Consider the following 22,222-nt stretch of genomic DNA (forward strand, 5'->3'; position numbering starts at 1 on the left):
CAACCTACTGTAGCATGCCTCTGCTCTTTTTAAAAAGTCGAGCGAAATGCGGATGTAAAATTTTACATTAAGGCACTTTTTGAGGAAACTCCTCAATCCAAGGCAGCTTTTATGCAACGCTAGTGAACATATTTCCGCTATCGGTCCCAGTGCAGCCGTTTAGCCGAAATATTGCGCCGTCGGTAGCCCCCGAACGCCGACATCCGCGCAGAAGAGTCCGCCCGCGTGCGGCTGAGCCGCCAATGCGGCTTCGTCGAGGCCGACGCGTGCCGTAGTGATATACAGCTTGTCCAGCTGCTCGCCGCCGAACGCGCAGGAGGTCACTTGCGAGGCGGGCACCGGCACGGACAGCAGCTTCTCGCCGGTCGCCGGGTTCCAGCGGGTCACCTGCCAGCCGCCCCAATGGGCGATCCACAGCATGCCCTCGGCATCGATGGTCATCCCGTCGGGGAAGCCCTCTTCCTCGGGAATATCCGCAGCGACGCGGCGATTGGACACGGCCCCCGACGCCATGTCGTAGTCGAAGGCATAAACGCATCGCGTCGGCGTGTCGATGTAGTACAGCGTGGCGCCGTCGCCGGACCAGGCGAGTCCGTTGGAGATGGTGACGTCGGGCACGAGAGGCTTGACAGAATGCCCCTCGTCCAGGCTGTACAGCGTTCCCCGGCCCTTTTCTTCATCCATCGACATCGTACCGGCCAGATATCGCCCCGCGGGATCGCATTTGCCGTCGTTGAACCGGCTGCCGGGGAGAGACGCTTCGACCTCGGCGAGCAGCGTCAGCTCGGCAGTTGCCGGATCGTATCCGTAGAAGCCGTCCTGCAGCGTTAGCGCGAAGCCGCCCGAGCGGCGCGGCACGATCGAGCTGACAAAAGGCGATAGCTCGATCGCGCGGTCGCTATTCGGCTCCTCCGGACGATGGCTGTACACGCGGTGAGACAAAATATCCACCCAATACAGACTGTCGTCGCGCGCGTCCCACACAGGCCCTTCGCCCAACTGGGCTTGCGCGTCGCTAGCGAGCGACACCGTTATTTTCGAATCTGCCGTCATCTTGTCGAACCTCCATTTTTGTTTAAGTAGACATATTTGTATGCGCTTAACTTAACATGCTGTCCGCGCCGCGCTCAAGACGCAATACTCACGTTTATGCAATAAAAATCCTGCCAAAAGATTCTGCCAAAAAAACCACCAAAAAAAAACCGCCAAAAAACCCCCAAAAGATGCTTCCAAAAAAACCTGCCCAAAAAACCTACCGAAGACATTCTGCCAAAAAAACCTGCAAAGGCTTCTGCGCAAAGGCTTTTTGCAACCCCTTACTGCCACGTCAGCTTGAGCGTATGCAGGTAGTCGAACAGCGCCTCCCGGAACGCCTCCGGACGCTCGCCCGCAGCCTCGATCAGCTTGGCGACCTGCGCGCGGGTCCGTCCTGCATGCGGCGCCTGCCACCGCCAGACGTTGCGATGCCAGAACAGGCGGGAGGCCGAAGTCTGAAAGGTTTTGATCATCTCGCCGTTGTTGCACCGCTGGATCAGCTCGTTCAGCAGCTCATATTCAAACGCAGCCAAGGCGCCTAAGTTCTCCGGATCATCGTCGCTCAAGGCGCGGTATGCTTCCGACTTGTCGCGCGACCAGCTCCGCAGCGATTCCTGTCCGGCAGGGAAAACGGCGCTGACGGCGAATAACGCCATGGAGGCGATCAGCTCCAGCAGGTCGCCCACGCGCTGCGACGAGGAATCGAGGATCAGCACGCCGTGCTTGGAGGCGATCCGCACATAGCCCTCGAGCTCGAGCTGCTGCAGGGCGGCGCGGACCGGCGTGCGGCTCATGTCGAGCTGGCGCCCGAGCTGAACCTCCGAGGTGACCGAGCCCTTCGGGCATTCCCCGGTTTCGATCATGTCCAGAATGCGGGCGTATGCTTGTTGGCGCAAAGTCGGTTGGCCCATTCTTCAAATCCTTCTCTCTCGCGAGCTTCGTTGAACCGAGTATGATAATCATAGAACATTCGCCATCGGAAAGGAAGATCGCAGACGATGCCCGAGACCGGTACGACATTGAGGGACGAGGCTTTTCGGCAAATTAAAGAGCGGATCGTCCAGGGGGAATGGGGCGGAGGGACGTTTCTGTCGGAGCGGCGGCTCAGCGAGACGCTGCAGATGAGCAAGACGCCGATTCGGTCCGCCCTGGACCGGCTGGAGATGATGGGACTGGTGAAGCTGATGCCGAACCAGGGCTTCGTCGTGCAGGAGATCTCGCTGCGCAAGATCATGGACATCTACGAGCTGCGGCTGTCGCTCGAGACATTCGCGGTCGGCAGGTTGACGGGGAACATGGACAGGACTTTTTTCGGCAGGCTGGACGAAAATCTGGACAAGCAGGCGGAGGCGGCGGAGCGCGAGGACATCGTCGGCTACGTCGAGCTGGACCGGCAGTTCCACGAAGCGATCATCGCCGGGCTGGCCAACGAAGAATACGCCGATGCGATGTCGCGGATCCAGGACAAGTTTCTGATGGCCGTGCGCACGACGTTTTACAAAAACAAAAGCCGGCTGTGGGGCAGCCTGGAGGAGCATCGGGAAATCCGGGACGCGCTGGCCGGCAACGATCCGTCGCTCAGCGAGCGGCTGATTCGGGAGCACATTGAATTCGTAAAGCAGATTATGCTCTGACGGGCCATGCTCTAAAGCGCCATTGCGCCGGTTCGCTGATGTATACAAGTGTGACATCTTGAGCGTCTAATTCCGTCGTGCTACGTTTAAACCATCCTATTCAGACGGAGGTTAAGCGGCATGAAAATTACGGACGTGCGCACTTATATCGTGGGGAACCCGTGGAAAAACTGGCTGTTCGTGCAGCTGGATACGGACGAGGGATTGACGGGCTTGGGTGAAGGAACGCTGAACGGGCTGGCCAAAACGGTCGAAGCCGCGATCCACGAGCTGAAGCATCTCGTGCTCGGCATGGATCCTTTCGACGTGGAGACGATCTCGCTCAAGCTGATCCGCGACGTCTATTCGGACGGCGGGCAGGTGCAAGGCTCCGCGCTGGCGGCGATCGAGACCGCGTGCTGGGACATTATGGGCAAGGCGACCGGACAACCGATCTACAAGCTGCTCGGCGGCAGGTGCCACGACAAGCTGCGCTGCTACGCGAACGGCTGGTACCGCGGCGGCAACGACGAAGAGAGCTTCTACAACCAGGCGAAGGAAGTCGTCGAAAAAGGCTACACGGCGCTGAAGTTCGATCCGTTCGGCGCGGCCTGGCGCACCGTCGAGAGGGCCGATTTTGCAAACGCTGTCCGCAACATCGCCGCCGTCCGCCAGGCCGTCGGACCGGACGTCGATATCCTCATCGAGGGGCATAACCGGTTCAGCGTGCATACCGCCTTGCAGTTCGCGGAAGCCATGGCGCCCCACAGCCCGACCTGGTTCGAAGCGCCGGTGCCGCCGTCACGGATCTCGTCGGTCGTCGAAGTGGCGAGGCGCAGTCCGGTGCCGATCGCATGCGGCGAGGACTATTACAACCGCGAGCAGTTCGCCGAACTGCTGAAGCACGACGCGGTCCATATCATCCAGCTAGAGCCCCAATTCCTCGGCCTTACCGCCTCCAAGCAGATTGCCGGGATGGTCCACGCGCACAACGGCGTCACCGCGCCGCACAGCGCACAGGGCCCGATCTGCTCGATCGTCTGCTCCCACCTCAACATGGCGACGCCGAACTTCTTCATTCACGAGATTTTCGACGACTTCAACCACTCGTGGGCGCAGGACATTTTCACCCCGCCGTTCAAGGTCGTGGACGGCTATCTTCAGCCGCCGGAGCGGCCGGGTCTCGGCGTCGAGTTCAACCTGGAGGAAGCCGCCAAATATCCGTACGCCCCGGGTCACTGGCTGCCGTTGTTCAAGCAGGGCTGGGAGAAGCGGGAGCCGGTCGAATCGTGAGGAGGAAACGGGTATGAAAGCGTTAGTATATGAAGGACCGCGCACGATGAACATCAGGGACATTCCGCTGCCCGCGCTGCAGCCGGACGAGGTGCTCGTGCGCGTGTCGCATGCGGGCATCTGCGGCTCCGAGCTGGGCGGCTATCTCGGGCACAATTCGCTGCGCAAGCCGCCGCTGATCATGGGGCACGAGTTCTCGGGCACGATCGAGCAGGTAGGCGAGCAGGCGGCTCGCTTCCAAGTCGGGGATAGGGTGACGGCGAATCCGCTGGTCACCTGCGGCGACTGCCGGTATTGCCTGAACGGGGCGTCGCAGCTGTGCGGCGCCCGCAAGCTGCTCGGCGCGCACCGGCCGGGCGCGTTCGCGGAATTCGTAGCGGTGCCTGCGCGGAACGCGTACCGGCTGGACGACCATGTCTCATTCGCGGAGGGCGCGCTGGCCGAGCCGTACGCCTGCGCGATTCACGTCTGCCGCCTGCTCGCGCTCGCGCCGACGGACCGGCTGCTCATCTACGGCGCGGGTCCGATCGGACTGTTCGCGCTCCAGGCGGCGGCAGCGTACGGCATCCGCGATGCGGTCGTCGTCGACCTGAACGCGTCGCGGCTCGAGATCGCGCGGGAGCTGGGCGGCATCGCGGTGTCGAGCCTGGACGAACTGCCGGGCGGCATCGGCGAAGGGTTCGACGCGGTGATCGACGCCGTCGGCGCGGAGGCGACGCGGCAGCGGAGCGCGGCGGCCGCGCGGCCGGGAGGGACGGTTGTCTTCACCGGGCTGCACGAGGCGGACAGCCGGCTGCCGGTCAACGATATGATTCGTGCCGAGATCGGCACGAAGGGCGCGTTCGCCTACTCGCGCGACGACTTCGAGACGGCGCTGCGCTGGATCGGGCAGGGGCGGATCAATTTGCTGCCATGGACGGAGACGACTTCGCTTGGCGAAGGCGGCGCCGCCTTCGAGAAGCTGATCGGCGGACCGGGCAAAATCGCGAAAATCTTTTTAACGATTGAATAGGAGGCGCAGCTTGGATGAAGCTCGTGCAATTTTACGATAGACAGGATGAAGCGCGTAAGCTTCAGGTAGGCGCACTTAGAGGAGAAGACGAGATCGTCGCCTTGAACGCGGCGGGGACGATGCGGGACGTCATCGAGGCGGGAGACGCCCAGGCGTTGGAGCAAGGAGCGGTTTACCGCCTTTCGGACGTGAAGCTGCTGTCGCCGCTCACCGATCCGGAGAAAATCGTCTGCATCGGGCTGAACTATCACGACCACGTGATCGAGTCCAACATGCAGGTGCCCAAGGTTCCGGTCCTGTTTCCCAAATACAACAATTGCCTGACCGGGCACGAGGACGAAGTGGCCATCCCGGCCGAAGTGACGCAGTGCGACTACGAGGTGGAGCTGGCTGTCGTCATCGGCAAGACGGCGAAGCGCGTGCCGCTTGAATCGGCCATGGATTATGTGTTCGGCTATACGGTGCTGAACGACGTGAGCGCGCGGGACATTCAGCTGAACGAGCCCCAATGGACGCGCGGCAAAGCGATCGACGGCTTCGCGCCGACCGGACCGTGGATCGTGACCGCCGACGAGATCGCGGATCCGGGCAAGCTCGGCATCTCGCTCAAGCTGAACGGAGAGACGATGCAGGATTCGAATACGAAGGAACTGATTTTCGACGTCCCGTACCTGGTCTCGTTCCTGTCCAATACGATGACGCTCCGGCCGGGAGACATAATCAGCACGGGGACGCCGCCGGGCGTCGGCATGGGGAAGAAGCCGCAGGTGTGGCTGAAGCCTGGAGACGTCGTCGAGGCGACGGTCGAAGGGATCGGCACGCTGCGCAATGCGTTCGTGTCCGAGCAAATCCGATGAACGGCGAGGTGCGGTGATGAGCTGGGAAAATAAAGTGGTGATCGTAACGGGCGGCGGAGGCGGCATCGGACGCGCGGTCGCCATGCGGTTCGCGGACGCCGGCGCATCGGTCGTCGCTGTCGGCCGCACGCTGTCGAAGGTGCAGGACGTCGTCGACGAGATCGCGGCGGCGGGCGGACGCGCGGTCGCGATGGCCGCCGACGTCTCGTCCGAAGCGGACGTGACGCGGGTCATTCAGGACGCGCGCGCGGCGTTCGGGCGGATCGACGTCATGGTCAACAACGCGGCGGTATGCCCGCAGGTCCGGCTGACCGACATGAGCCTGGATCAGTGGAACGGCGTCATTACGAACAATCTCACCTCCGTCTTCCTGTTCTGCCGTGGCGTCGTTCCGGTCATGCTGGAGCAGGGCGGCGGCGTGATCGTGAACGTCAGCTCGGTGCACGCGCTCGCGACGCTGGACGGCTACTCGGCCTACGCGGCGTCGAAGGCGGGCATCGCCGGGCTCACGCGGGCGATCGCGCTCGACTTCGCGAAGCAGAACATCCGCGCCAATACGGTGCTGCCGGGCGCGGTGCGGACGCCGATGCTCGAGAGCAGCGTCAAAAATCTCGATACGCCGCGGGACGAGATTATGAAGCAATGGGACGAGTCGCAGCCGATCGGCCGCGTCGGGCAGCCGGAGGAGATCGCCTCCGTCGTCATGTTCGCGGCCAGTCCCGACAATTCGTTCATGACGGGCGCCACGCTGGTCGCAGACGGCGGCATGACTGTGGAGCTTTAGTCGCCATTTCGCCATTTCATCCTAATGAAGCATCCGTTTTTCAAACACCAAGCATGCACGAACGCTTTCCGAGCGTTCGCGCATGCTTTTTTGTTTACCGGTTCGTTACCGGATGGATACAACCTTTCTGCATTTTTGAAATATTCGGTTGATACATTGATAGAAAAAGATGACGAGGTGATCGACTTTGAAACGTTGGCGCAAACCATTGGGCCTGTTGGCCGTCGCCGCGGCGCTGAGCGGATGCGGCGCGCAGCCGCTAGGCGGCTCCGCTGCGCAGCACGTCGGCGCTGCCCATACACAGCCGCCTGCTTCGCATGCCGGCACACCAATTTCTCAGGCCCTCTCCCAGACCGGCGCGCCGGCGGGCGAGGCGACACCGATTCCGGTTTCCGTCAAGCAGAAGAAGCCGATTAACTTGATTTTCGCGGGCGATACGATGATGGACGGCAGCGTCAAAGAAGCGATCCGCCGGCACGGCGCCGATTATCCGTTCACCCGGATTAAGGACGAGGTGAGCAAGGCGGATTATGCCGTGCTTAATCTGGAGACGTCGGTCACGGAGGCGTCGGTTAAAGACCTGAACCAGCGCTTTAATTTCAAATCGGAGGCGGGCTCGCTGGACGGGATCAAGCACGCGGGCTTCGATATGGTGTCGCTCGGCAACAACCACGTGCTCGATTATAAGGAGAAAGGCTTAAGAGATACGCTTAAAAACGTCGAGAAGGCGGGCTTGCGTCATGTCGGCGCGGGCCTGAACGAGGAGGAGGCGTTTCGCTTCGAGACCGTTCAGTTGAACGGCGCTACGGTTAAAATAGGCGCGGTGACGCGCTTCATGCCGACGACCGCCTGGAAGGCGACCGACAAGAAGCCGGGCGTAGCCAGCGCTTATGAGCCGGACAAGATTCTGGCGGCCATTCGCGCCGCGAGCAAGGATGCGGACTATGTCCTCGTTTTTATCCATTGGGGCGTGGAAAATACGACTTCGCCGCAGCCCTGGCAGCGCGAGCTGGGGGCGGACATGCTGGACGCGGGAGCCAGCGCGGTTATCGGCAGCCATCCGCATGTGCTGCAGGGCTTCGAGTTCCATAAGGGCAAACCGATCGCGTACTCCATCGGCAACTTCCTTTTTCCCGACTACGTCAAGGGAAAGAAGGCGGACACGGGGCTGCTCAATCTTACATTGGATAAAGGGAAAGTCACGGTATCCTTTCACCCTCTCTCCATCCGGAACAACCGGATCGTGAACCGGGATGCGGCGTACGAAGCCGCGCAGCTCGATTATCTGGAGGACTTGTCTTACGGCGTAGAGCTGCACGATCAGGCTTTCCTCGAGCAGAAATAAACGCGCGGCGGCGCGCGTGCACGACCTCCGGCGGAGCGGCGGAACCTCTTCAGGTCCGGCCGCGAACTCATCTTAAGGCCGTTCCGGCATGCCAGTCCTTTCCAGTAAAGTGAGGGTACCAACTCACGGGAAGGGATGCGGCGGAGATGCAGGTGCTGGACGACATCGATCATGGAGCGAAGCAAGGCAGACGATTGTTCGAAGGAGAAATGGGGCTGGTGCTGACCGGCCTCCTCGGATTTATGCTGGCGGCGCTGTGCGGGATATGGACGCTGATTAATGGAGGGGAGGTCGCGCCGGGAGGTGACATCTCCAAGGCGTTCTCGTTCAACGCGGCGCTGGGCATTTTTCTGTTGTCGACCGCGGCGATCATGCCTTTGTCGGCGCTGGGCGAACGAAGCCGGCTTTGGTTCCGAAGGGGGTATATCGGTCTCGCGCTATACGCTTATGGCGCGGAGACGATTCAAAACTTCTGTGGCGTCAATCCGAGATTCGTCGAGAACGGCTCGGCGTTTGACCAAGCGGTAGGCAATATTTTCGGGTTCGTCGCGATGCTGCTAATCGTGTTTTATCTGTATGTCGGCGTTCAGTTTTTCCGTGCAAGAGCTTACAGGCTGCGTCCGGAAATGGCAATCGGCATCCGCTACGCCATGATCGCTGTCACCGTCTCGTTCGCGGCGGGCATCTGGATCTCTGTCAGCCAGAGCCGGTTCACCGGCGCGGACGGCAACATCATCTGGCTGCACGGGCTCGGCTTCCATGCGCTGCAGGCCGTGCCGCTGGTCGCCTGGCTCGTAGAGCGTACCACCGCGAACGGGCGGGCTCGGCGCGCTATCGTCCATATCGCCGGCATCTCGTATCTGCTCGGCCTTGCCGCGATCGGCTGGCAGACGATAGACGGCAGCGCCCTTCTGGCATGGTCGCCGCTGCCGGTCGCGGCAGGCGCCTGCTTCCTGGTCTCGCTAGCTGCCGGCGCGTCGGCGCTGCGCCGGGTCCTGCGCGAGGCGAGGACGATCGGCAGCAAGAAGCGGGCGGTTGGTGTCTAGCTCCCAACATTGGCGGCAATTCGTAGGCAGGTAGGCGTGAATTCGACATGCCGGAGCTTTTCGGCGGCTTGCGGGCCCCAAAAACCTGCATATATACATGTATTTCCTGCCGAATGGCGCCACGTGATGAAATACCTGCATATGTGCAGGTAAATTCGCAGCACAAGCCGAAAATCCGGCTGATGAAGGAAAATACCTGCATTTTCGCATTTTTTGGTCCGATGGAGGCGATATCGGCAAAAAAAGATGTATATTTGCAGGCATTGCGGCGGAAGAGCGACGTTAGTTGGCGGAAGAGCAGCGCTGGCGGGCGGAAGAGCGACGTTAGTTGGCGAAAGAGCAGCGCTGGCGGGCGGAAGAGCGACGTTAGTTGGCGGAAGAGCAGCGCTGGCGGGCGGAAGAGCGACGTTAGTTGGCGGAAGAGCGACGTTAGCGGGCGGAAGAGCGACGTTAGTTGGCGGAAGAGCAGCGCTGGCGGGCGGAAGAGCGACGTTAGTTGGCGGAAGAGCGACGCTGGCGGGCGGAAGAGCGACGTTAGTTGGTGGAAGAGCGGTGCTGGCGGGTGGAAGAGCGACGTTAGTTGGCGGAAGAGCAGCGCTGGCGGGCAAAAGAACCCTGCTCCTTCATGCGCGACTCGCAGCCCGATACTGCCCCGGCGACATCCCGGTCGTCTTTTTGAACAAATTCTGAAAGTACGTATCGCTCTTGTACCCGACCTTCTCGGCGATCTCCGCCATCGGCAGCCGCGTCGACTCCAGGTACTGCTTGGCCACCTCGATGCGGTACCGGATCAAGTACTGGATCGGGCTCATGCCCGTCTCCGCCTTGAATACGTGGATAAAATGGTACGGGTTCGTATAAGTCAGGCTGGCGAGCGTCTCCAGCGTCACGTCGAACGGATAATTCTCCTCCATATAGCGCCTCGCGAGATGCACGGTCTCCTTATGCGGGCGCTTTTTTACGTGGTCCTCCGCCGAATAATGCAGCAGCCGCGCGAGCCGGCCCGTCAGCGCATGGAGCAGTCCGTTCGCGACGACGGCGGATTCGGGCAGCGGACTGCTCCATTCCTCGATCATGTCGACGAACAGCTTCTTCACCGGCAAAAAGTGCTCGCCGAGCTCCAGCATGGCCGGCTGGGCGCCGCTCGACAGGCAGTCGGCCGGCATGCCTTGCAGCTGCAGCCCCGCGTAGGCGACATAGACGGCGGCGAACTTGTCGCTGGTCGACCGCTCCTCGTGCCAGACACCCCGATTGTACAGCAGCAAGCTGCCGGCCTTGGCGCGGTAGAACCTGCCGTCCACGCGAAATTCTCCTTCTCCCTCCGTGATCAGGAAAATCTCGCCGTTCAGCTCGTGCTGGTGAAGCGGGAAATAGAAGGGCGACTCCTTGCTCCCGTGAATGAGCGATCCGCTAAGGATCTCGGGCTTCCCGGCGACGATTGAATGCCGCATGGCCACATGCCTCCAATCTCAATTTTCAATAGCCAAATCCCGCAACTCTCCGCATTGTCCCTTGATATGTCTGTATTGTAGATTATAAGCGATAAGACATTCAATAGCGCTTTCATAATGAATCCATAGTATGGCGGAGAGAGGGACATACGCATGCCCATTCAATTCAACAAGCGGAAGCTGAGCGACGAGACGTTCGAAGCCTGCTCCGTTTTCGACGTCGACGGCGACGGCGTGCTCGATATCGTGAGCGGCGGCTACTGGTACGAGGGCCCCGATTTCGTCCGAAAACACAAGATCTGCGAGCTGGCGACCTACGCGCATTACCGGGATGACTTTTCCGACTTCCCGATGGACGTGGACGGGGACGGACGGATCGACATCGTGACGGGCTCCTGGTGGGGAGGCGCGCTCAAGTGGCGCCGCAATCCGGGGAACCCGGACGCGGAGTGGGAGACGATCGAAATCGACCCCAGCACGCCGATCGAGACGATCCGCTACTTCGATATCGACGGCTGCGGCGTGCCCGAGATTTTCCCTAATACGCCGGAGTCGCCGCAAGCGTTTTACAAGCTGATCGTAGACGAGAACGGCAAGGGGACCGGGAGGTTCAGCAAGACCGTCATCTCCGAAGGGAAAAGCGGGCATGGCATGGGCTTCGCTGACATTACCGGCAACGGGCGGACGGACATCGTGCTGTCGAACGGCTGGCTGGAGCAGCCGGAGGATCCGTTCGCGGGACCGTGGACGTTCCATCCCGAGTTCTCGCTCGGGTCCGCCAGCGTGCCGGTCATCGGCTACGACGTGAACGGCGACGGCCTGTGCGACCTGATCGTCGGTCAGGCGCATGACTACGGCCTGCACTGGTACGAGCAAGCCCGGGAGGCGGACGGCTCCCGCAGCTGGATCCGCCACGATATCGATACGACCGCCTCGCAGTATCACGATCTGATGCTCGTCGATCTCGATCTCGACGGAGAGCTTGAGCTCGTCACCGGCAAGCGCTACCTGGCGCACGACAACGATCCGGGCTTCGACGATCCGCTGTTCCTGTACTATTTCAAGATCAACGGCGGCGCCTTCGAGAAGTATGTCATCGATTACGGCCCCGCGGGCGAAGGCTCGGGCAACGGCATCTATATGTGGATCCAGGATATCACCGGCAACGGCTACCCCGACATCGTCGCGCCCGGCACGGAAGGCCTTTATTTATTCGAAAACTTGGGACCCAGGGAGTGAGCGCATTGAGCAAATTGAAGATCGGATTCGTCGGTGTCGGCGGCATGGGGCAAATGGCGCATCTGTCCAACTACACGGTATTGCGCGATCAATGCGAGGTCGTGGCACTGGCCGAAGTACGCCCGGGGCTCGCGCGTACGGTCGCGGACCGCTACGGCGTCCCGACAGTGTATGCCAATCACCTGGATCTGCTTAGCGATGCGAAGGTCGACGCGATCGTCGCGCCGCAGCAGTACCGCACGCATATCAACCTCATCCCCGACATTCTGAAGGCCGGCATCCCGGTGTTTACCGAGAAGCCGATCTCGCTCACCGTCGAGGCCGGCGAGGAGCTGGTCCGGATCGCGGACGAATACAAGACGCTGCACATGGTCGGCTACCACAAGCGCTCCGATCCTGCAATGGAGCACGCAAGCGCCGTCATCGAGCAGTGGAAGGCAAGCGGAGAGTACGGCAAAATGCAGTACGTCCGCGTCACGATGCCGCCGGGCGACTGGATCGGAGGCGCGGATGCGCCGCTGAACTCGGACGAACCTTATCCGAATGTCGCGGTCGAGCCGGGACCCGATTACTTCACGGACGAAGAGACCCGCCATCTGGATTCCTTCGTCAACTATTACATCCATCAGGTTAACGCGATCCGCTTCCTGCTGCGGGAGCCTTACAAGATCACGTTCGCGGACCGTCGCGGCGTGCTGCTGGCGGGCGAGAGCGACGGCGGCGTCACGGTCGCGCTGGAGATGGCGCCCTACAACACGTCGATCGAATGGCACGAGAGCCTGCTCGTCTGCTTCGAGCGCGGCTTCGTCCGCGTCGACCTGCCGCCGCCGCTGGCCCGCCAGCAAGCCGGCAAGGTCACGATTATGAAGGACGGCAACGGCGCGCCTTCCTACGAGATTCCCGTCATGCCGAACCTGCACGCCATGCGGAAGCAGGCGATGAACTTCATCGCCGCGGTGCGCGGCGAGCGGCCGGCGCCGTGCGACTCGAAGGAAGCGCTCGAGGACCTGAAGCTGGCCAGGGATTATATCCGCTTGATGCAGCAGTACCAATAAAGCGCGAAGGGACGGGATCGTACGATGAGAAGAGTCGCGATCATCGGAGCGGGCAGCATCGTTTTTTGCAAGACGCTGATGCTCGACATCATGGCCACGCCGGAGCTGGAGGACACCGAGTTCGTTTTGATGGCCCCCTCCACCGGCAAAACCTCGCAGGTCAAGGCGTTCGCCGACAAGGTCATCGAGAAAAACGGGCTCAAGTCGCGCGTGCTCGTGACGACCGACCGCAGGGAGGCGCTGGCCGGCGCCAGTTATGTCATCACGTCGTTTCAAGTAGGCGGCGTCTCCGCCTTCGAGCTGGACTACAAGATTCCGATGAAGTACGGCGTCGACCAGTGCATCGGCGACACGCTCGGCCCGGGCGGCGTATTCCGCGCGCTGCGCAGCATTCCGGTCATCCTGGACGTGGCGCGGGATATGGAGGAGCTGTGCCCGAACGCGACGCTCCTTAACTACGTGAATCCGATGGCCATGATCTGCTGGGCGCTCGGCGAGACCAACATTCAGTATGTCGGCCTGTGCCATGGGGTACAGACGACGCTCGACCTCATCGCGGGCTATACCGGCGTGCCGAAGGAAGAGATCGACTATGTCTCGGCGGGCATCAATCACATGGGCTGGTTCACGAAGCTGTCCCACAAGGGCGAGGATCTGTACCCGGCGCTTCGTGACAAGTTCGAGCAGCCGGAATTCTACGTCAACGAGAAGGTGCGCGGCGAGGTGTTCCGCCATTTCGGCTACTTCATGACCGAGTCGACGGGGCATTTGTCCGAGTACGTGCCGTGGTTCCGCAAAAACCAGAAGGCGCTCGACCTGTACTGCGACGAGCCGTCGTTCGGCGGAGAATCCGGCGCGTACTACACCTGGTGCGCGTACGTCGCCGACAAGTACAAGGACCAGGACATTCTGGCGGACGAATCCTACGACTTGCCGCCGCGCAGCGTGGAGTACTGCGCCTACATTATCGAGGCGCTCGAGACGGGCAAGACGTTCAAGTTCAGCGGCAACCTGCGCAATAACGGCATGATCTCCAATCTGCCGGCCGACTGCTGCGCCGAAGGCGCGGTGTTCGCGGACCGTACGGGCATTCACCGGACCGTCATCGGCGAGATCCCGCCGCAGTGCGCGGCGCTCAACATGACCAATATCAACGTGCAGCGGCTGGCCGTGCTGGCGGCCAAGTCCGGCGATCCGGAGACGGTCGTGCAGGCGATCGCGCTCGATCCGCTCACGTCGTCGGTGCTGACGTTAAAGGAGATCCGCGACATGGTCACGGAGATGCTGGCCGCGCAGCAGCAGTGGCTGCCGCAGTTCGCAGGGCGCCTGCCGCGTCCGACGCCGACGATCGAGACGCCGGCGGGCCTCGCGCGCGCGGAGGTGCCGATCGATCCGGCGCTGGCGGTGTTCTCGCGGTTCGGCGAGCTGGCCAAGTAGCAAAAGAGTGCGTAAAAGCGAATCACCCGCTCCGGAGTCTGCGCGATGCAGACTCCGGAGCGGGCTTTTTTCTTTCTGCGCTTTCCCGGCCACTTAATATTGACATGATATAATAACTTATATAGTATAATGATATGTAATTAAATAATCGCGAAAAGGAGGCGCTGTTGATAACGGAAGATGGGGCGGCTCATTTTTTTTACTGATTTTTGTAAGCGTTTTCTAGTTCTGCTCTTAGACTTTAAGCTTGAGATTACTAGGGGAGATGATGATTTTGTTCAACAAGAAATTTATAACGTGGATGGCGTTATCCCTTTGTTTTTCGCTTATCGTTTCCGTATTCCCTTTCCGGAATGAGCCGACGGCTTATGCCGCGCCTGCCGACAACACGATCTACACCTTTAACCTGGCGAATTATATGCCCGCAAATCCCGATGTCAACGACGCCGACTATTATGATTTCGCCCTGTTTCTGAGCACCCTCCAGGGCGTCGTCAATAAAAAAGGGCCGGCGTTATACGTGTACAACAAGTATAACAATGTGCTCGGACAAACAACTCAAAGCCAAGTTAATAATATCGACAGTTACTGGTTTAACCAATTTCGCAAAAGAGGACAGTGGTTGAGCGAGTATACCGTCGTTCCCTTGACGACGCTTGCCGATTTAATGAACGTATTCAAGTCGCAAATAACCGGGGTTGTCTATTGGGACCCTAAAGTAGATGCGACCGCGAACGTAGCTACGACGATCGCCGGCGTTGAAAATGCACCGGCCGTCATGAAGGGCGGAACTCTCGAAACGCAATTGGCGCCTTACGGACTTGCCGCCAAGGCGAATCTGGCAGGCATGTTCACGGGGGCCAACGCCAAAACGGACGCCTATGTATGGGCCAAACAACAGTACATCGATACCGACAAAGTAAATCCGGGCGTGCTCGGTTATGTCGAAGATGCTTACGCAAGACAGCCCGGCACTTTTGCATCCAACTATACGACCTCCCGGGACTATCTCGTTATGAACAAGGCGTTTGTTATCGATCTGAGTCCGTGGGCGGACGAAAAGCCTAACGATGCGCCGACGCAAACTTTGGGCAACGATTACAACACGATGATCGCGATTCTTCAGGCATTGAAGTCCAAATGGGGAGATGCGAGAACGATCAGCGTTTACGGTTTTCTGCCCTGGTGGGATAAATATGCTACATATAAAAACAACGGGATGCACGGGCCGGTCGATGGAGAGTGGAAGCTCGTCCAGATCTTTTCGCAATATAACGCTACGCTAGCCTCCATTCTGGATACCTTCGACACCTCCAATTCTTCGTTTCATACATGGGCTCCCGTCGCATCGAAGATGAATCCGAGTTACCGCGAGGAATCTCCGCCCGTGCTTGGCAACAAAACCTACGTCACTGCTTTGCTCGGCGATCATGACGGCTCCACGACGCATTACACGTTCCCTTCCTTCTGGAAAGACGAATACCGCGGGAACACGAGCCTTGGCTGGGGCGTGGTGCCCAATATGCTCGAGGACATGCCGGATATTGCCGAATACGCGGTGAACACGTTAACGCCCAAGGATTCATTGACTGCCGGCGCAAGCGGTGCAGGCTATTCGGATCCGGGCATTTTCGCCACGCAGGGCATCTGGAAAAATTGGAACAAATATTGGTACGGAACGATGGGCTATACGCATACGAGCTTCATTCATAATGGCAACGGCGGATTTATCGGCAATGCCGTCGAGCAAAATTATGCGGAGTTCTCCAATGACGGCATTGCGGGGCTGGATAATTCGATTAATGGTCCTGTGCCGGCCGTAAGAAATACGAAACTAGGCGTGACGAGATTAACCTTCGTCGATGGCAACGATTTAAGCGGCGCAGCCAACGGACAATTATACCCGGCGACTTCAGCGTTGACGAATCCGGGTCAGCAGCCCAACTTCATCGCCATCCATACCTCGTTCTCCTCTCCGACGTTCCATGCGGCCTTGGAGAAGAAGGCAATCGCCGAGCACCCGGAATGGAACTATGAGTTCGTCGATCCCTACACCTTTAATTACCTTCTTCATCAGAAAATCGAAGGAAACCTGTCGCTGAATTCGATTATGCTAAAAACGGATGTGCCCGACGTCATGATCGCCGGCGAGACGTATCCGGTAGAGATCACGCAGAGAAATATGGGCACGGCCACCTGGACGCAAGCCAGCTTTGACCGGTTAAGCTCTCCTTCTCCCAATCAATTCATATGGAAAAATTTCGCCGACGGCGGATACAGCAACAATGCGACGGATCAGCGGGTCTTCCTCTCGGCCAGCGATTCGGTCGGACCGATGAAGATGAAAACCTATAAATTTGCGGTCCAAGCGCCGACCGTACCGGGGAACTATACGTTTGCCGCCCAGAGTATCAGGGATTTGGTCAACACCCAGGGCCAGCTATACACCAAGACCGTTCAGGTAATCGCCAGACCCGCGATTGCCTCGCAGCTGGTATCGATAAGCGCGCCGGATACGGCCGTCGAGGGGGCGTCCATTCCTGTCACGGTGACTTATAAAAATGTGGGCACGCAAACTTGGACGGCTGCGACCGATTTTAAGCTCGGCAGCCTTGAGAAGTTTAATTTAGGAGCGCCCATGGGGCCGGCCAACGATTTTGTATGGACGAATTTTGCGAGTGGTGGCGGGGTTAGCGGCGTCGGCGCTCAGCGAGTGAATTTAAGCGCGGCGGATGCGATCGCGACCGGACAGACCAAAACCTTTACGTTTAATCTCGTCGCGCCGAACAAGCGAGGCACTTATAGTCTCTCCGCGTCCATGCTTAAAGAAGGGGTTACCTGGACGGGGGATCTGGCGATCAAGGATATCCGGGTTTATCCCGGCAATGCCGCGGCGAAGGATGCCGCGCCGATCGATGCCGCAATGCCGATTCATCTCGCTCCGGGAGAGGTCGCGAATGTGTCGGTCAGCGTGAAAAACGTGGGGACGACGACGTGGACTGCGGCCGGCAATATCGTATTGGCGGCGACGTCCGCGAATCAATTGACGTGGAGCGGATTTAGAGACGGGGGAAGCAGTTCGTCCGCTACCAGCCAGAAGGCTCTCATGAATGCCAAGGACGCCGTTGGCGCGGAGCAATCCAAAACGTTCGTATTTAAGGTGCAGGCGCCGGCGACCGTCGGAGATTATACGCTATCCGCAAGGATGAAAACCGACGGCGGCGCCGAATTCGGGGATGCGATGAGCTGGACGATCAAGGTCGTGCCGCCGGCCAACGCTTCGCAGGTATACGCCAAAGTGCCGGCAACAATGATCGCGGGAGAAAAAGCGAAGGTGTCGATCGAGGTTCTGAATACCGGGTCCGCGATGTGGACGGCGGCGAATTTGTACAGACTGGCGAGTACGGCCAACAACCAGTTTACGTTCAGCGATTTTCCTTTTAGCGGGTATTCGCTCAGTCCGACCAATCAGCGCGTGTTTTTAAATCCCAACTGGCAAGTGATCAAGGGCGACAGCTATGTCTTTAACTTCAATATCACCGCGCCTGCCACGCCGGGAACGTATAAATTGTCCGTAAGCGCCCTTCAGGATGCCGGAGTCGGCTATTTCGGACCTGCGATGGAATGGAATATCAATGTCGTTTCCGGCGGCTACGAGAAGCTGGTCAACGCCGGTGCGGGCACGAACTTTACGGATTCCAAAGGACGCTTGTGGTTGTCGGACAGAGCCTATAATGCGACGGACGGATGGGGGTATACCGGCACTTCCACCGCCATTTCGACGGGCAGCGCCATTTCGGTGACCGACGACGAAGATGCTTTAACGATATTAAACGATGCGAATATATACCAGACGGCAAGACAAGGCGCCAATTTCGGCTACCGGTTCGACGTGCCGAACGGCAAGTATACCGTGGAGCTTTCCATGGCTGAGTTCGTAAAAACGGCCGATGCCCAAAGGAAGTTCAGCATGACGGCAGAGGGCAAAAGTTACGTACAGGACTATGATCCGTATGTCATGTTAAACGGTACGCTTAAAGGCAAAGATATCGTATGGAGAGAAGTGAGCGTCAGCGACGGTCAATTGAACCTGCAATTTACTTCATCGATCGATCAAGCGCAAGTCAATGCCATTAAAATCGTAAGAACAGAGTAACCTCAATATCTATTCGAGGGCATCCGTCAAGAAATTGCCGGATGTCCTTTAAGTTATTGCCAAAGCAACCGTCTAAACGTTATTATAATAGCATGTCATAAAATAAGAGGCCGTGTTTATATATGTCAAAGGAAAAGGAAGTACCGCAATATCAAGTCATCATTGACTATTTCTTAAAGAAACTCAATGATGGAGAGCTTAAACCCGGAGACCGTATCCCTATCGACGCCGAAATGGTGAAAATGTTTAACGTAAGCAGAATTACGGTAACGCGCGCGATCAAAGAATTGGAGCATAAAGGATTTATATATCGGCTCAAAAAGAGAGGCAGCTTTATCCGGGAAAAAGAAAGCTGGAATAATGGTGCGGTTAATTGGCCGGCACGGGAAGCTTCGATCGGTACAATGCCGATCATTTCCGTCGTGCTCCCGTTTAACGAGCAAATCGGCTACGATATTTTGCGCGGCGTGGAGCATATTTGCGAATCCGAAGGGCTTTATGTGACCTTTCATAATTCAAATTACAATGCCGCGAAGGAAAAAGAAATCATCGAAAGATTAACCAATGACGGGGTTCATGGCATTATCATATACCCATGTTCGAGCGAGCAAAATATCGACGTGTTCAGCAAGCTCATGATCGATAACTATTCCTTTGTCATTATTGACCGTAATATTGAAGGCTTGGATACGCCGCTCGTCGTATCGGATAACTTTCAGGGCGTATATGACTTGGTTTCTCATCTAATCTCGCTTAAGCATCAACGAATCGCGTTTGTGAGCAGCCCGATCAAGCAATCGGCTTCTGTGATGGAGCGGTACAAAGGATATTGCAGAGCGCTGATCGATGGAGGCATTCCCTTGAATCAAAGCCTGGTATCCGACGATTTAATCGATTTTACGATTCTTCCCCTGGAGCAGCCCGATCTGGTGATGGATTCGGCCAATCATATATTGGAACAGCTGATGGCGCTTGAGCCAAGGCCGACGGCGATCGTTTCTGTTAACGATATGACCGCGATGTACTTGATCAAGGCAGCCCTGCAAATGGGCATAGCGGTCCCTGACGAGCTGTCCGTTACGGGGTTTGACAATCTCTCGTTCAGTGAGCATCTAGACGTCCCGTTAACGACCGTGGAGCAATCCTTTTTTGCGATCGGCGAACAAGCCGCCTTATTGATGTTGAAGAAGCGCGCTGAACCTGAAGATCAAATCGTTAAAAAGACGCTGCCTACCAAATTGATTATTCGCCAGTCCAGTTCCATTCCAATCTCGCAGTTAAATGTGTAGCTTAAGTAATTAAAGGATTGGTTATATTGACATGTTAAAAAATATAGAATAGAATAAATAATGACATGTTAATATCTTTTGTTTCTGAAGTCATTGCATGTCATTATTTTTAGAGACAGGGGGATACCATTTGGCTGTTATCCAAACATGCCAAACCGCATTGCCTGATACAAAAGCTTTTTTTTAAGAAACAATGTAAGCGATTACTCGACTGCGTGCCGACTACTTAACGATTGCGCAATGCTCACTTAAACTCGAAAGGGTGTAAAAACATGAAAAATCGCAAAAAGCCTTTATTTTTCTCTTTGTCCATCCTGTTGATCGCTGCGTTAATGACCGCATGCTCGTCGAATAACACGCCGGCAAGCAGCGGCGCAGCGAGCGCCAGCTCAAGCGCGAATACAGGCTCGAACGCCAATAAAGAGCCGATCACCCTGACGGTGTGGGGAGTTCCTAGTTTAACGACGATTAACGATACGACAAAAACGCCGGAAGAGATTGCGAATAGCCAAAGCGTCTACGATTTTATTCAGAGTGAAATGGAAAAGAAATTCCCCGGCATCAAAATCGATTATGTGGATAAAGGTTGGGGAGACGACCTTCGCCAGAATCTCATGATTTCCGTCATGGCCGGCAATCCGCCGGATGTCTCGTGGGGCGAGGACTTTATCCCTGAATTCGCGAGACTTAATGCTTTATCCGAAGTGCCTTCCGACATCGCCAAAGATTTGGCGGAAGGTCCGATGGCGGCAGCGAAATTGGATGGAAAAGACTACGCGGTATCCGGCATGACGGGCATTTTCTCCTTGATGTACAACAAGGACGTCATGACGAAGGCGGGATTGGATCCGAACACGCCGCCTAAGACATGGAGCGAATGGATTGACATGTCAAATAAAATTACGGCTGCGGGCAAAGGCGAATATTTTGGCTCCGTCGTTCAAACGGCCGGCTTGGGCGGCGCCTTCCGGATCGTGCCCTTCATGAGACAGCTCGGCGGAGATCTGACCGCTTCCGACGGATCAACGATTACGTTCGATACGCCGGAAAATGCTAAGGCACTGGAATTCCTGAAGGAGCTTTCCAAATCGACCCCAACGGGTTCGACCGCTTTGAACGACGAAGGCGCGCTTTACAACATGGTGCATCACGGCAAAGCGGCGTTCGGGGTTGCGGGACCTTGGCATATCACTTGGGCGGCAACGGAAAAGTGCAATTGCGGCTATGCGCCGCTGCCAGTTCCGGATGAAGGCGGCAAGAGGGCGAATGTAATCGTCGGCAATACGCTTTGGTTCGCATTGAAGCAGTCCAAGCATCAAGAAGAAGCCATGGAATTTTTGCGAATTATTGCGAGCGAACAATATCAAGAGAAATTTGCGCTGATCTCCAGCAGAATGCCGTCGAACAAATTGGCTGCGGCTAATCCGGAATTGATCAAAGCCGTTCCCGATCTGGCGGTATTCGGAGAGATTGTCGCCAATGAAGAGGCTGGGCCGCTTCCGGTCTTCACGAAGAACGGTCCGAAGGTCTGGGAAGCGTGGTATAAAGCGCAAGAGGGCATCTTAATAGCGGATAAGCCCATTGCGGCTTCGCTTGCGGAAGCGCAAAAAACGGCCGAAGGCTTGTTGAAATGAGTAAGCTTCAAAGTCAGAAAGGCTATCCCATGAAGCGTCAGCTTCATGGGGATAGCTTTGCCTCTCCGCTGTCGCCCTCGCGTTTCCAAAAGGTGTTCCGTCGCTATCAGGAAGAGATCACGGGCTATTCCTTATTGTTTCCTGTCCTGCTTGGCTTCGGCATTTTTTCGATCTTTCCCGCCTTTTTCGTCATTTACTTGTCTTTCACGGAGTGGACCGGACTAGAAGGGCTGCCTGCGTGGGTCGGCATCAAAAACTTCGAAATCTTTTTCACGCAAGGCGATTATGTAGCGTCTCTGCTCAGGGCGGGGGCTTTTGGTTTTATTTGTTTGTTTTTTTCGATGATGTTCGGTTTTTTAATCGCGCTGCTCTTAAATCAGAAGGTGATTGGAAGCACGCTTATACGTACCGTCTGGTATTTGCCGGTTCTGGTTTCTTTTGCCGTCGTTTCGCAAATGCTGGTCGCGGTCCTCAATCCCGTAGACGGATTGCTGAGGCATATGATGCTTCAATTCGGCATGGAGCCGATCATTTTCCAGAAAAGCGCATTGTGGATGAGCTTTTGGATTATTCTCGTCACGGTATGGAAGGGCGTCGGCGGCACCGTCATTATTTATTTGGCCGGCCTGCAAGGGATCGATACGACTTTGTATGAAGCGGCTCGCGTTGACGGGGCCAATAAATTGAAAATGCTATGGCATGTGACGATTCCTTCGCTGCGTCCGATTACGATGTTCGTCATCATTACGGGAATCATCGGCAGCTTCCAAATATTCGAACCTATTCAACTCATTTCCCGCGGCGGACCGAACGGGGAGACGACGATTATTTTATTCCGAATCTATCAAGACGCTTTCCAATCCTTTAACTTCGGTATGGCTAGCGCTTCGTCGGTGATGGTATTGGCCGTAACCTTTATGTTTTCGATTCTTCAGTACCGCTATTCCCAGCGCAGCAATACTTAAAGGCTAAAGAG

The 22,222-nt window shown here is 57.3% G+C and carries 17 protein-coding genes; 14 read left to right on the forward strand and 3 right to left on the reverse strand.

Annotated features, from left to right (window positions below; translation table 11 throughout):
• Nucleotides 1–159: 159 nt before the first annotated feature.
• Both ACFOTD_RS28450 and ACFOTD_RS28455 read right to left on the reverse strand, forming a co-directional pair.
• Nucleotides 160–1,053, reverse strand: a complete 894-nt coding sequence (locus ACFOTD_RS28450; protein WP_378123340.1) for an SMP-30/gluconolactonase/LRE family protein — start codon at nt 1,051–1,053, stop codon at nt 160–162.
• 263 nt (nt 1,054–1,316) lie between these two features.
• Complete coding sequence (locus tag ACFOTD_RS28455; RefSeq protein WP_378123341.1) at nt 1,317–1,946, reverse strand: GntR family transcriptional regulator; 630 nt, start codon at nt 1,944–1,946, stop codon at nt 1,317–1,319.
• A gap of 87 nt (nt 1,947–2,033) precedes the next feature.
• Between ACFOTD_RS28455 and ACFOTD_RS28460 the strand changes: the two genes are divergently transcribed.
• The 7 genes from ACFOTD_RS28460 (at nt 2,034) to ACFOTD_RS28490 (ending at nt 8,985) form a co-directional block, all read left to right on the forward strand.
• Nucleotides 2,034–2,669 carry a GntR family transcriptional regulator gene (locus tag ACFOTD_RS28460; protein WP_378123342.1) on the forward strand — a complete coding sequence of 212 codons (636 nt, stop codon included), beginning with the start codon at nt 2,034–2,036 and terminating at the stop codon, nt 2,667–2,669.
• Nucleotides 2,670–2,789: 120 nt separating this feature from the next.
• Nucleotides 2,790–3,941, forward strand: coding sequence for a mandelate racemase/muconate lactonizing enzyme family protein (locus ACFOTD_RS28465; protein WP_378123343.1), 1,152 nt, complete (start codon nt 2,790–2,792; stop codon nt 3,939–3,941).
• Between the two features lie 13 nt (nt 3,942–3,954).
• Complete coding sequence (locus ACFOTD_RS28470) at nt 3,955–4,953, forward strand: galactitol-1-phosphate 5-dehydrogenase (RefSeq protein ID WP_378123344.1); 999 nt, start codon at nt 3,955–3,957, stop codon at nt 4,951–4,953.
• 14 nt (nt 4,954–4,967) lie between these two features.
• Complete coding sequence (locus tag ACFOTD_RS28475; RefSeq protein ID WP_378123345.1) at nt 4,968–5,810, forward strand: fumarylacetoacetate hydrolase family protein; 843 nt, start codon at nt 4,968–4,970, stop codon at nt 5,808–5,810.
• Between the two features lie 16 nt (nt 5,811–5,826).
• Nucleotides 5,827–6,594, forward strand: coding sequence for an SDR family NAD(P)-dependent oxidoreductase (locus tag ACFOTD_RS28480; protein ID WP_378123346.1), 768 nt, complete (start codon nt 5,827–5,829; stop codon nt 6,592–6,594).
• 187 nt (nt 6,595–6,781) lie between these two features.
• Entirely contained in the window at nt 6,782–7,939 is a 1,158-nt protein-coding gene (locus ACFOTD_RS28485; protein WP_378123347.1) for a CapA family protein, read from the forward strand.
• 146 nt (nt 7,940–8,085) lie between these two features.
• Complete coding sequence (locus tag ACFOTD_RS28490) at nt 8,086–8,985, forward strand: hypothetical protein (RefSeq protein WP_378123348.1); 900 nt, start codon at nt 8,086–8,088, stop codon at nt 8,983–8,985.
• Between the two features lie 623 nt (nt 8,986–9,608).
• On the opposite strand, the gene ACFOTD_RS28495 is transcribed toward ACFOTD_RS28490, so the two are convergent.
• Nucleotides 9,609–10,436 (reverse strand): AraC family transcriptional regulator, encoded by an 828-nt coding sequence (locus tag ACFOTD_RS28495; protein WP_378123349.1) that lies wholly within the window; start codon nt 10,434–10,436, stop codon nt 9,609–9,611.
• A 153-nt stretch (nt 10,437–10,589) separates the two neighbouring features.
• Between ACFOTD_RS28495 and ACFOTD_RS28500 the strand changes: the two genes are divergently transcribed.
• From ACFOTD_RS28500 to ACFOTD_RS28530, 7 genes are all read left to right on the forward strand, one after another.
• Nucleotides 10,590–11,675, forward strand: a complete 1,086-nt coding sequence (locus tag ACFOTD_RS28500) for an FG-GAP repeat domain-containing protein (RefSeq protein WP_378123350.1) — start codon at nt 10,590–10,592, stop codon at nt 11,673–11,675.
• Nucleotides 11,676–11,680: 5 nt separating this feature from the next.
• Nucleotides 11,681–12,730: a Gfo/Idh/MocA family protein gene (locus tag ACFOTD_RS28505; RefSeq protein WP_378123351.1), complete on the forward strand. Its 1,050-nt coding sequence runs from the start codon at nt 11,681–11,683 to the stop codon at nt 12,728–12,730.
• A 24-nt stretch (nt 12,731–12,754) separates the two neighbouring features.
• Nucleotides 12,755–14,167: an alpha-galactosidase gene (gene melA / locus ACFOTD_RS28510; protein WP_378123352.1), complete on the forward strand. Its 1,413-nt coding sequence runs from the start codon at nt 12,755–12,757 to the stop codon at nt 14,165–14,167.
• 274 nt (nt 14,168–14,441) lie between these two features.
• Nucleotides 14,442–18,323: a malectin domain-containing carbohydrate-binding protein gene (locus ACFOTD_RS28515; protein ID WP_378123353.1), complete on the forward strand. Its 3,882-nt coding sequence runs from the start codon at nt 14,442–14,444 to the stop codon at nt 18,321–18,323.
• A 122-nt stretch (nt 18,324–18,445) separates the two neighbouring features.
• Entirely contained in the window at nt 18,446–19,612 is a 1,167-nt protein-coding gene (locus tag ACFOTD_RS28520; RefSeq protein WP_378123354.1) for a GntR family transcriptional regulator, read from the forward strand.
• Between the two features lie 272 nt (nt 19,613–19,884).
• Nucleotides 19,885–21,246, forward strand: coding sequence for an extracellular solute-binding protein (locus ACFOTD_RS28525; RefSeq protein ID WP_378123355.1), 1,362 nt, complete (start codon nt 19,885–19,887; stop codon nt 21,244–21,246).
• Complete coding sequence (locus ACFOTD_RS28530; RefSeq protein ID WP_378123356.1) at nt 21,243–22,211, forward strand: carbohydrate ABC transporter permease; 969 nt, start codon at nt 21,243–21,245, stop codon at nt 22,209–22,211. The genes ACFOTD_RS28525 and ACFOTD_RS28530 overlap by 4 nt, the downstream gene beginning before the upstream one ends.
• The last annotated feature ends 11 nt before the right edge of the window (nt 22,212–22,222 follow it).

Origin of the sequence: Cohnella sp. GCM10012308 (assembly GCF_042649185.1) — a bacterium.
Lineage (GTDB): Bacteria > Bacillota > Bacilli > Paenibacillales > Paenibacillaceae > Cohnella.

Excerpts from the sequence above, each read along its gene's own strand:
- melA (WP_378123352.1), top strand. The coding sequence starts at position 12,755 with ATGAGAAGAGTCGCGATCATCGGAGCGGGCAGCATCGTTTTTTGCAAG.
- ACFOTD_RS28480 (WP_378123346.1), top strand. The coding sequence starts at position 5,827 with ATGAGCTGGGAAAATAAAGTGGTGATCGTAACGGGCGGCGGAGGCGGC.
- ACFOTD_RS28520 (WP_378123354.1), top strand. The coding sequence starts at position 18,446 with ATGTCAAAGGAAAAGGAAGTACCGCAATATCAAGTCATCATTGACTAT.
- ACFOTD_RS28470 (WP_378123344.1), top strand. The coding sequence starts at position 3,955 with ATGAAAGCGTTAGTATATGAAGGACCGCGCACGATGAACATCAGGGAC.
- ACFOTD_RS28450 (WP_378123340.1), bottom strand. The coding sequence starts at position 1,053 with ATGACGGCAGATTCGAAAATAACGGTGTCGCTCGCTAGCGACGCGCAA.
- ACFOTD_RS28455 (WP_378123341.1), bottom strand. The coding sequence starts at position 1,946 with ATGGGCCAACCGACTTTGCGCCAACAAGCATACGCCCGCATTCTGGAC.
- ACFOTD_RS28475 (WP_378123345.1), top strand. The coding sequence starts at position 4,968 with ATGAAGCTCGTGCAATTTTACGATAGACAGGATGAAGCGCGTAAGCTT.
- ACFOTD_RS28460 (WP_378123342.1), top strand. The coding sequence starts at position 2,034 with ATGCCCGAGACCGGTACGACATTGAGGGACGAGGCTTTTCGGCAAATT.
- ACFOTD_RS28465 (WP_378123343.1), top strand. The coding sequence starts at position 2,790 with ATGAAAATTACGGACGTGCGCACTTATATCGTGGGGAACCCGTGGAAA.
- ACFOTD_RS28530 (WP_378123356.1), top strand. The coding sequence starts at position 21,243 with ATGAGTAAGCTTCAAAGTCAGAAAGGCTATCCCATGAAGCGTCAGCTT.
- ACFOTD_RS28490 (WP_378123348.1), top strand. The coding sequence starts at position 8,086 with ATGCAGGTGCTGGACGACATCGATCATGGAGCGAAGCAAGGCAGACGA.
- ACFOTD_RS28500 (WP_378123350.1), top strand. The coding sequence starts at position 10,590 with ATGCCCATTCAATTCAACAAGCGGAAGCTGAGCGACGAGACGTTCGAA.
- ACFOTD_RS28495 (WP_378123349.1), bottom strand. The coding sequence starts at position 10,436 with ATGCGGCATTCAATCGTCGCCGGGAAGCCCGAGATCCTTAGCGGATCG.
- ACFOTD_RS28525 (WP_378123355.1), top strand. The coding sequence starts at position 19,885 with ATGAAAAATCGCAAAAAGCCTTTATTTTTCTCTTTGTCCATCCTGTTG.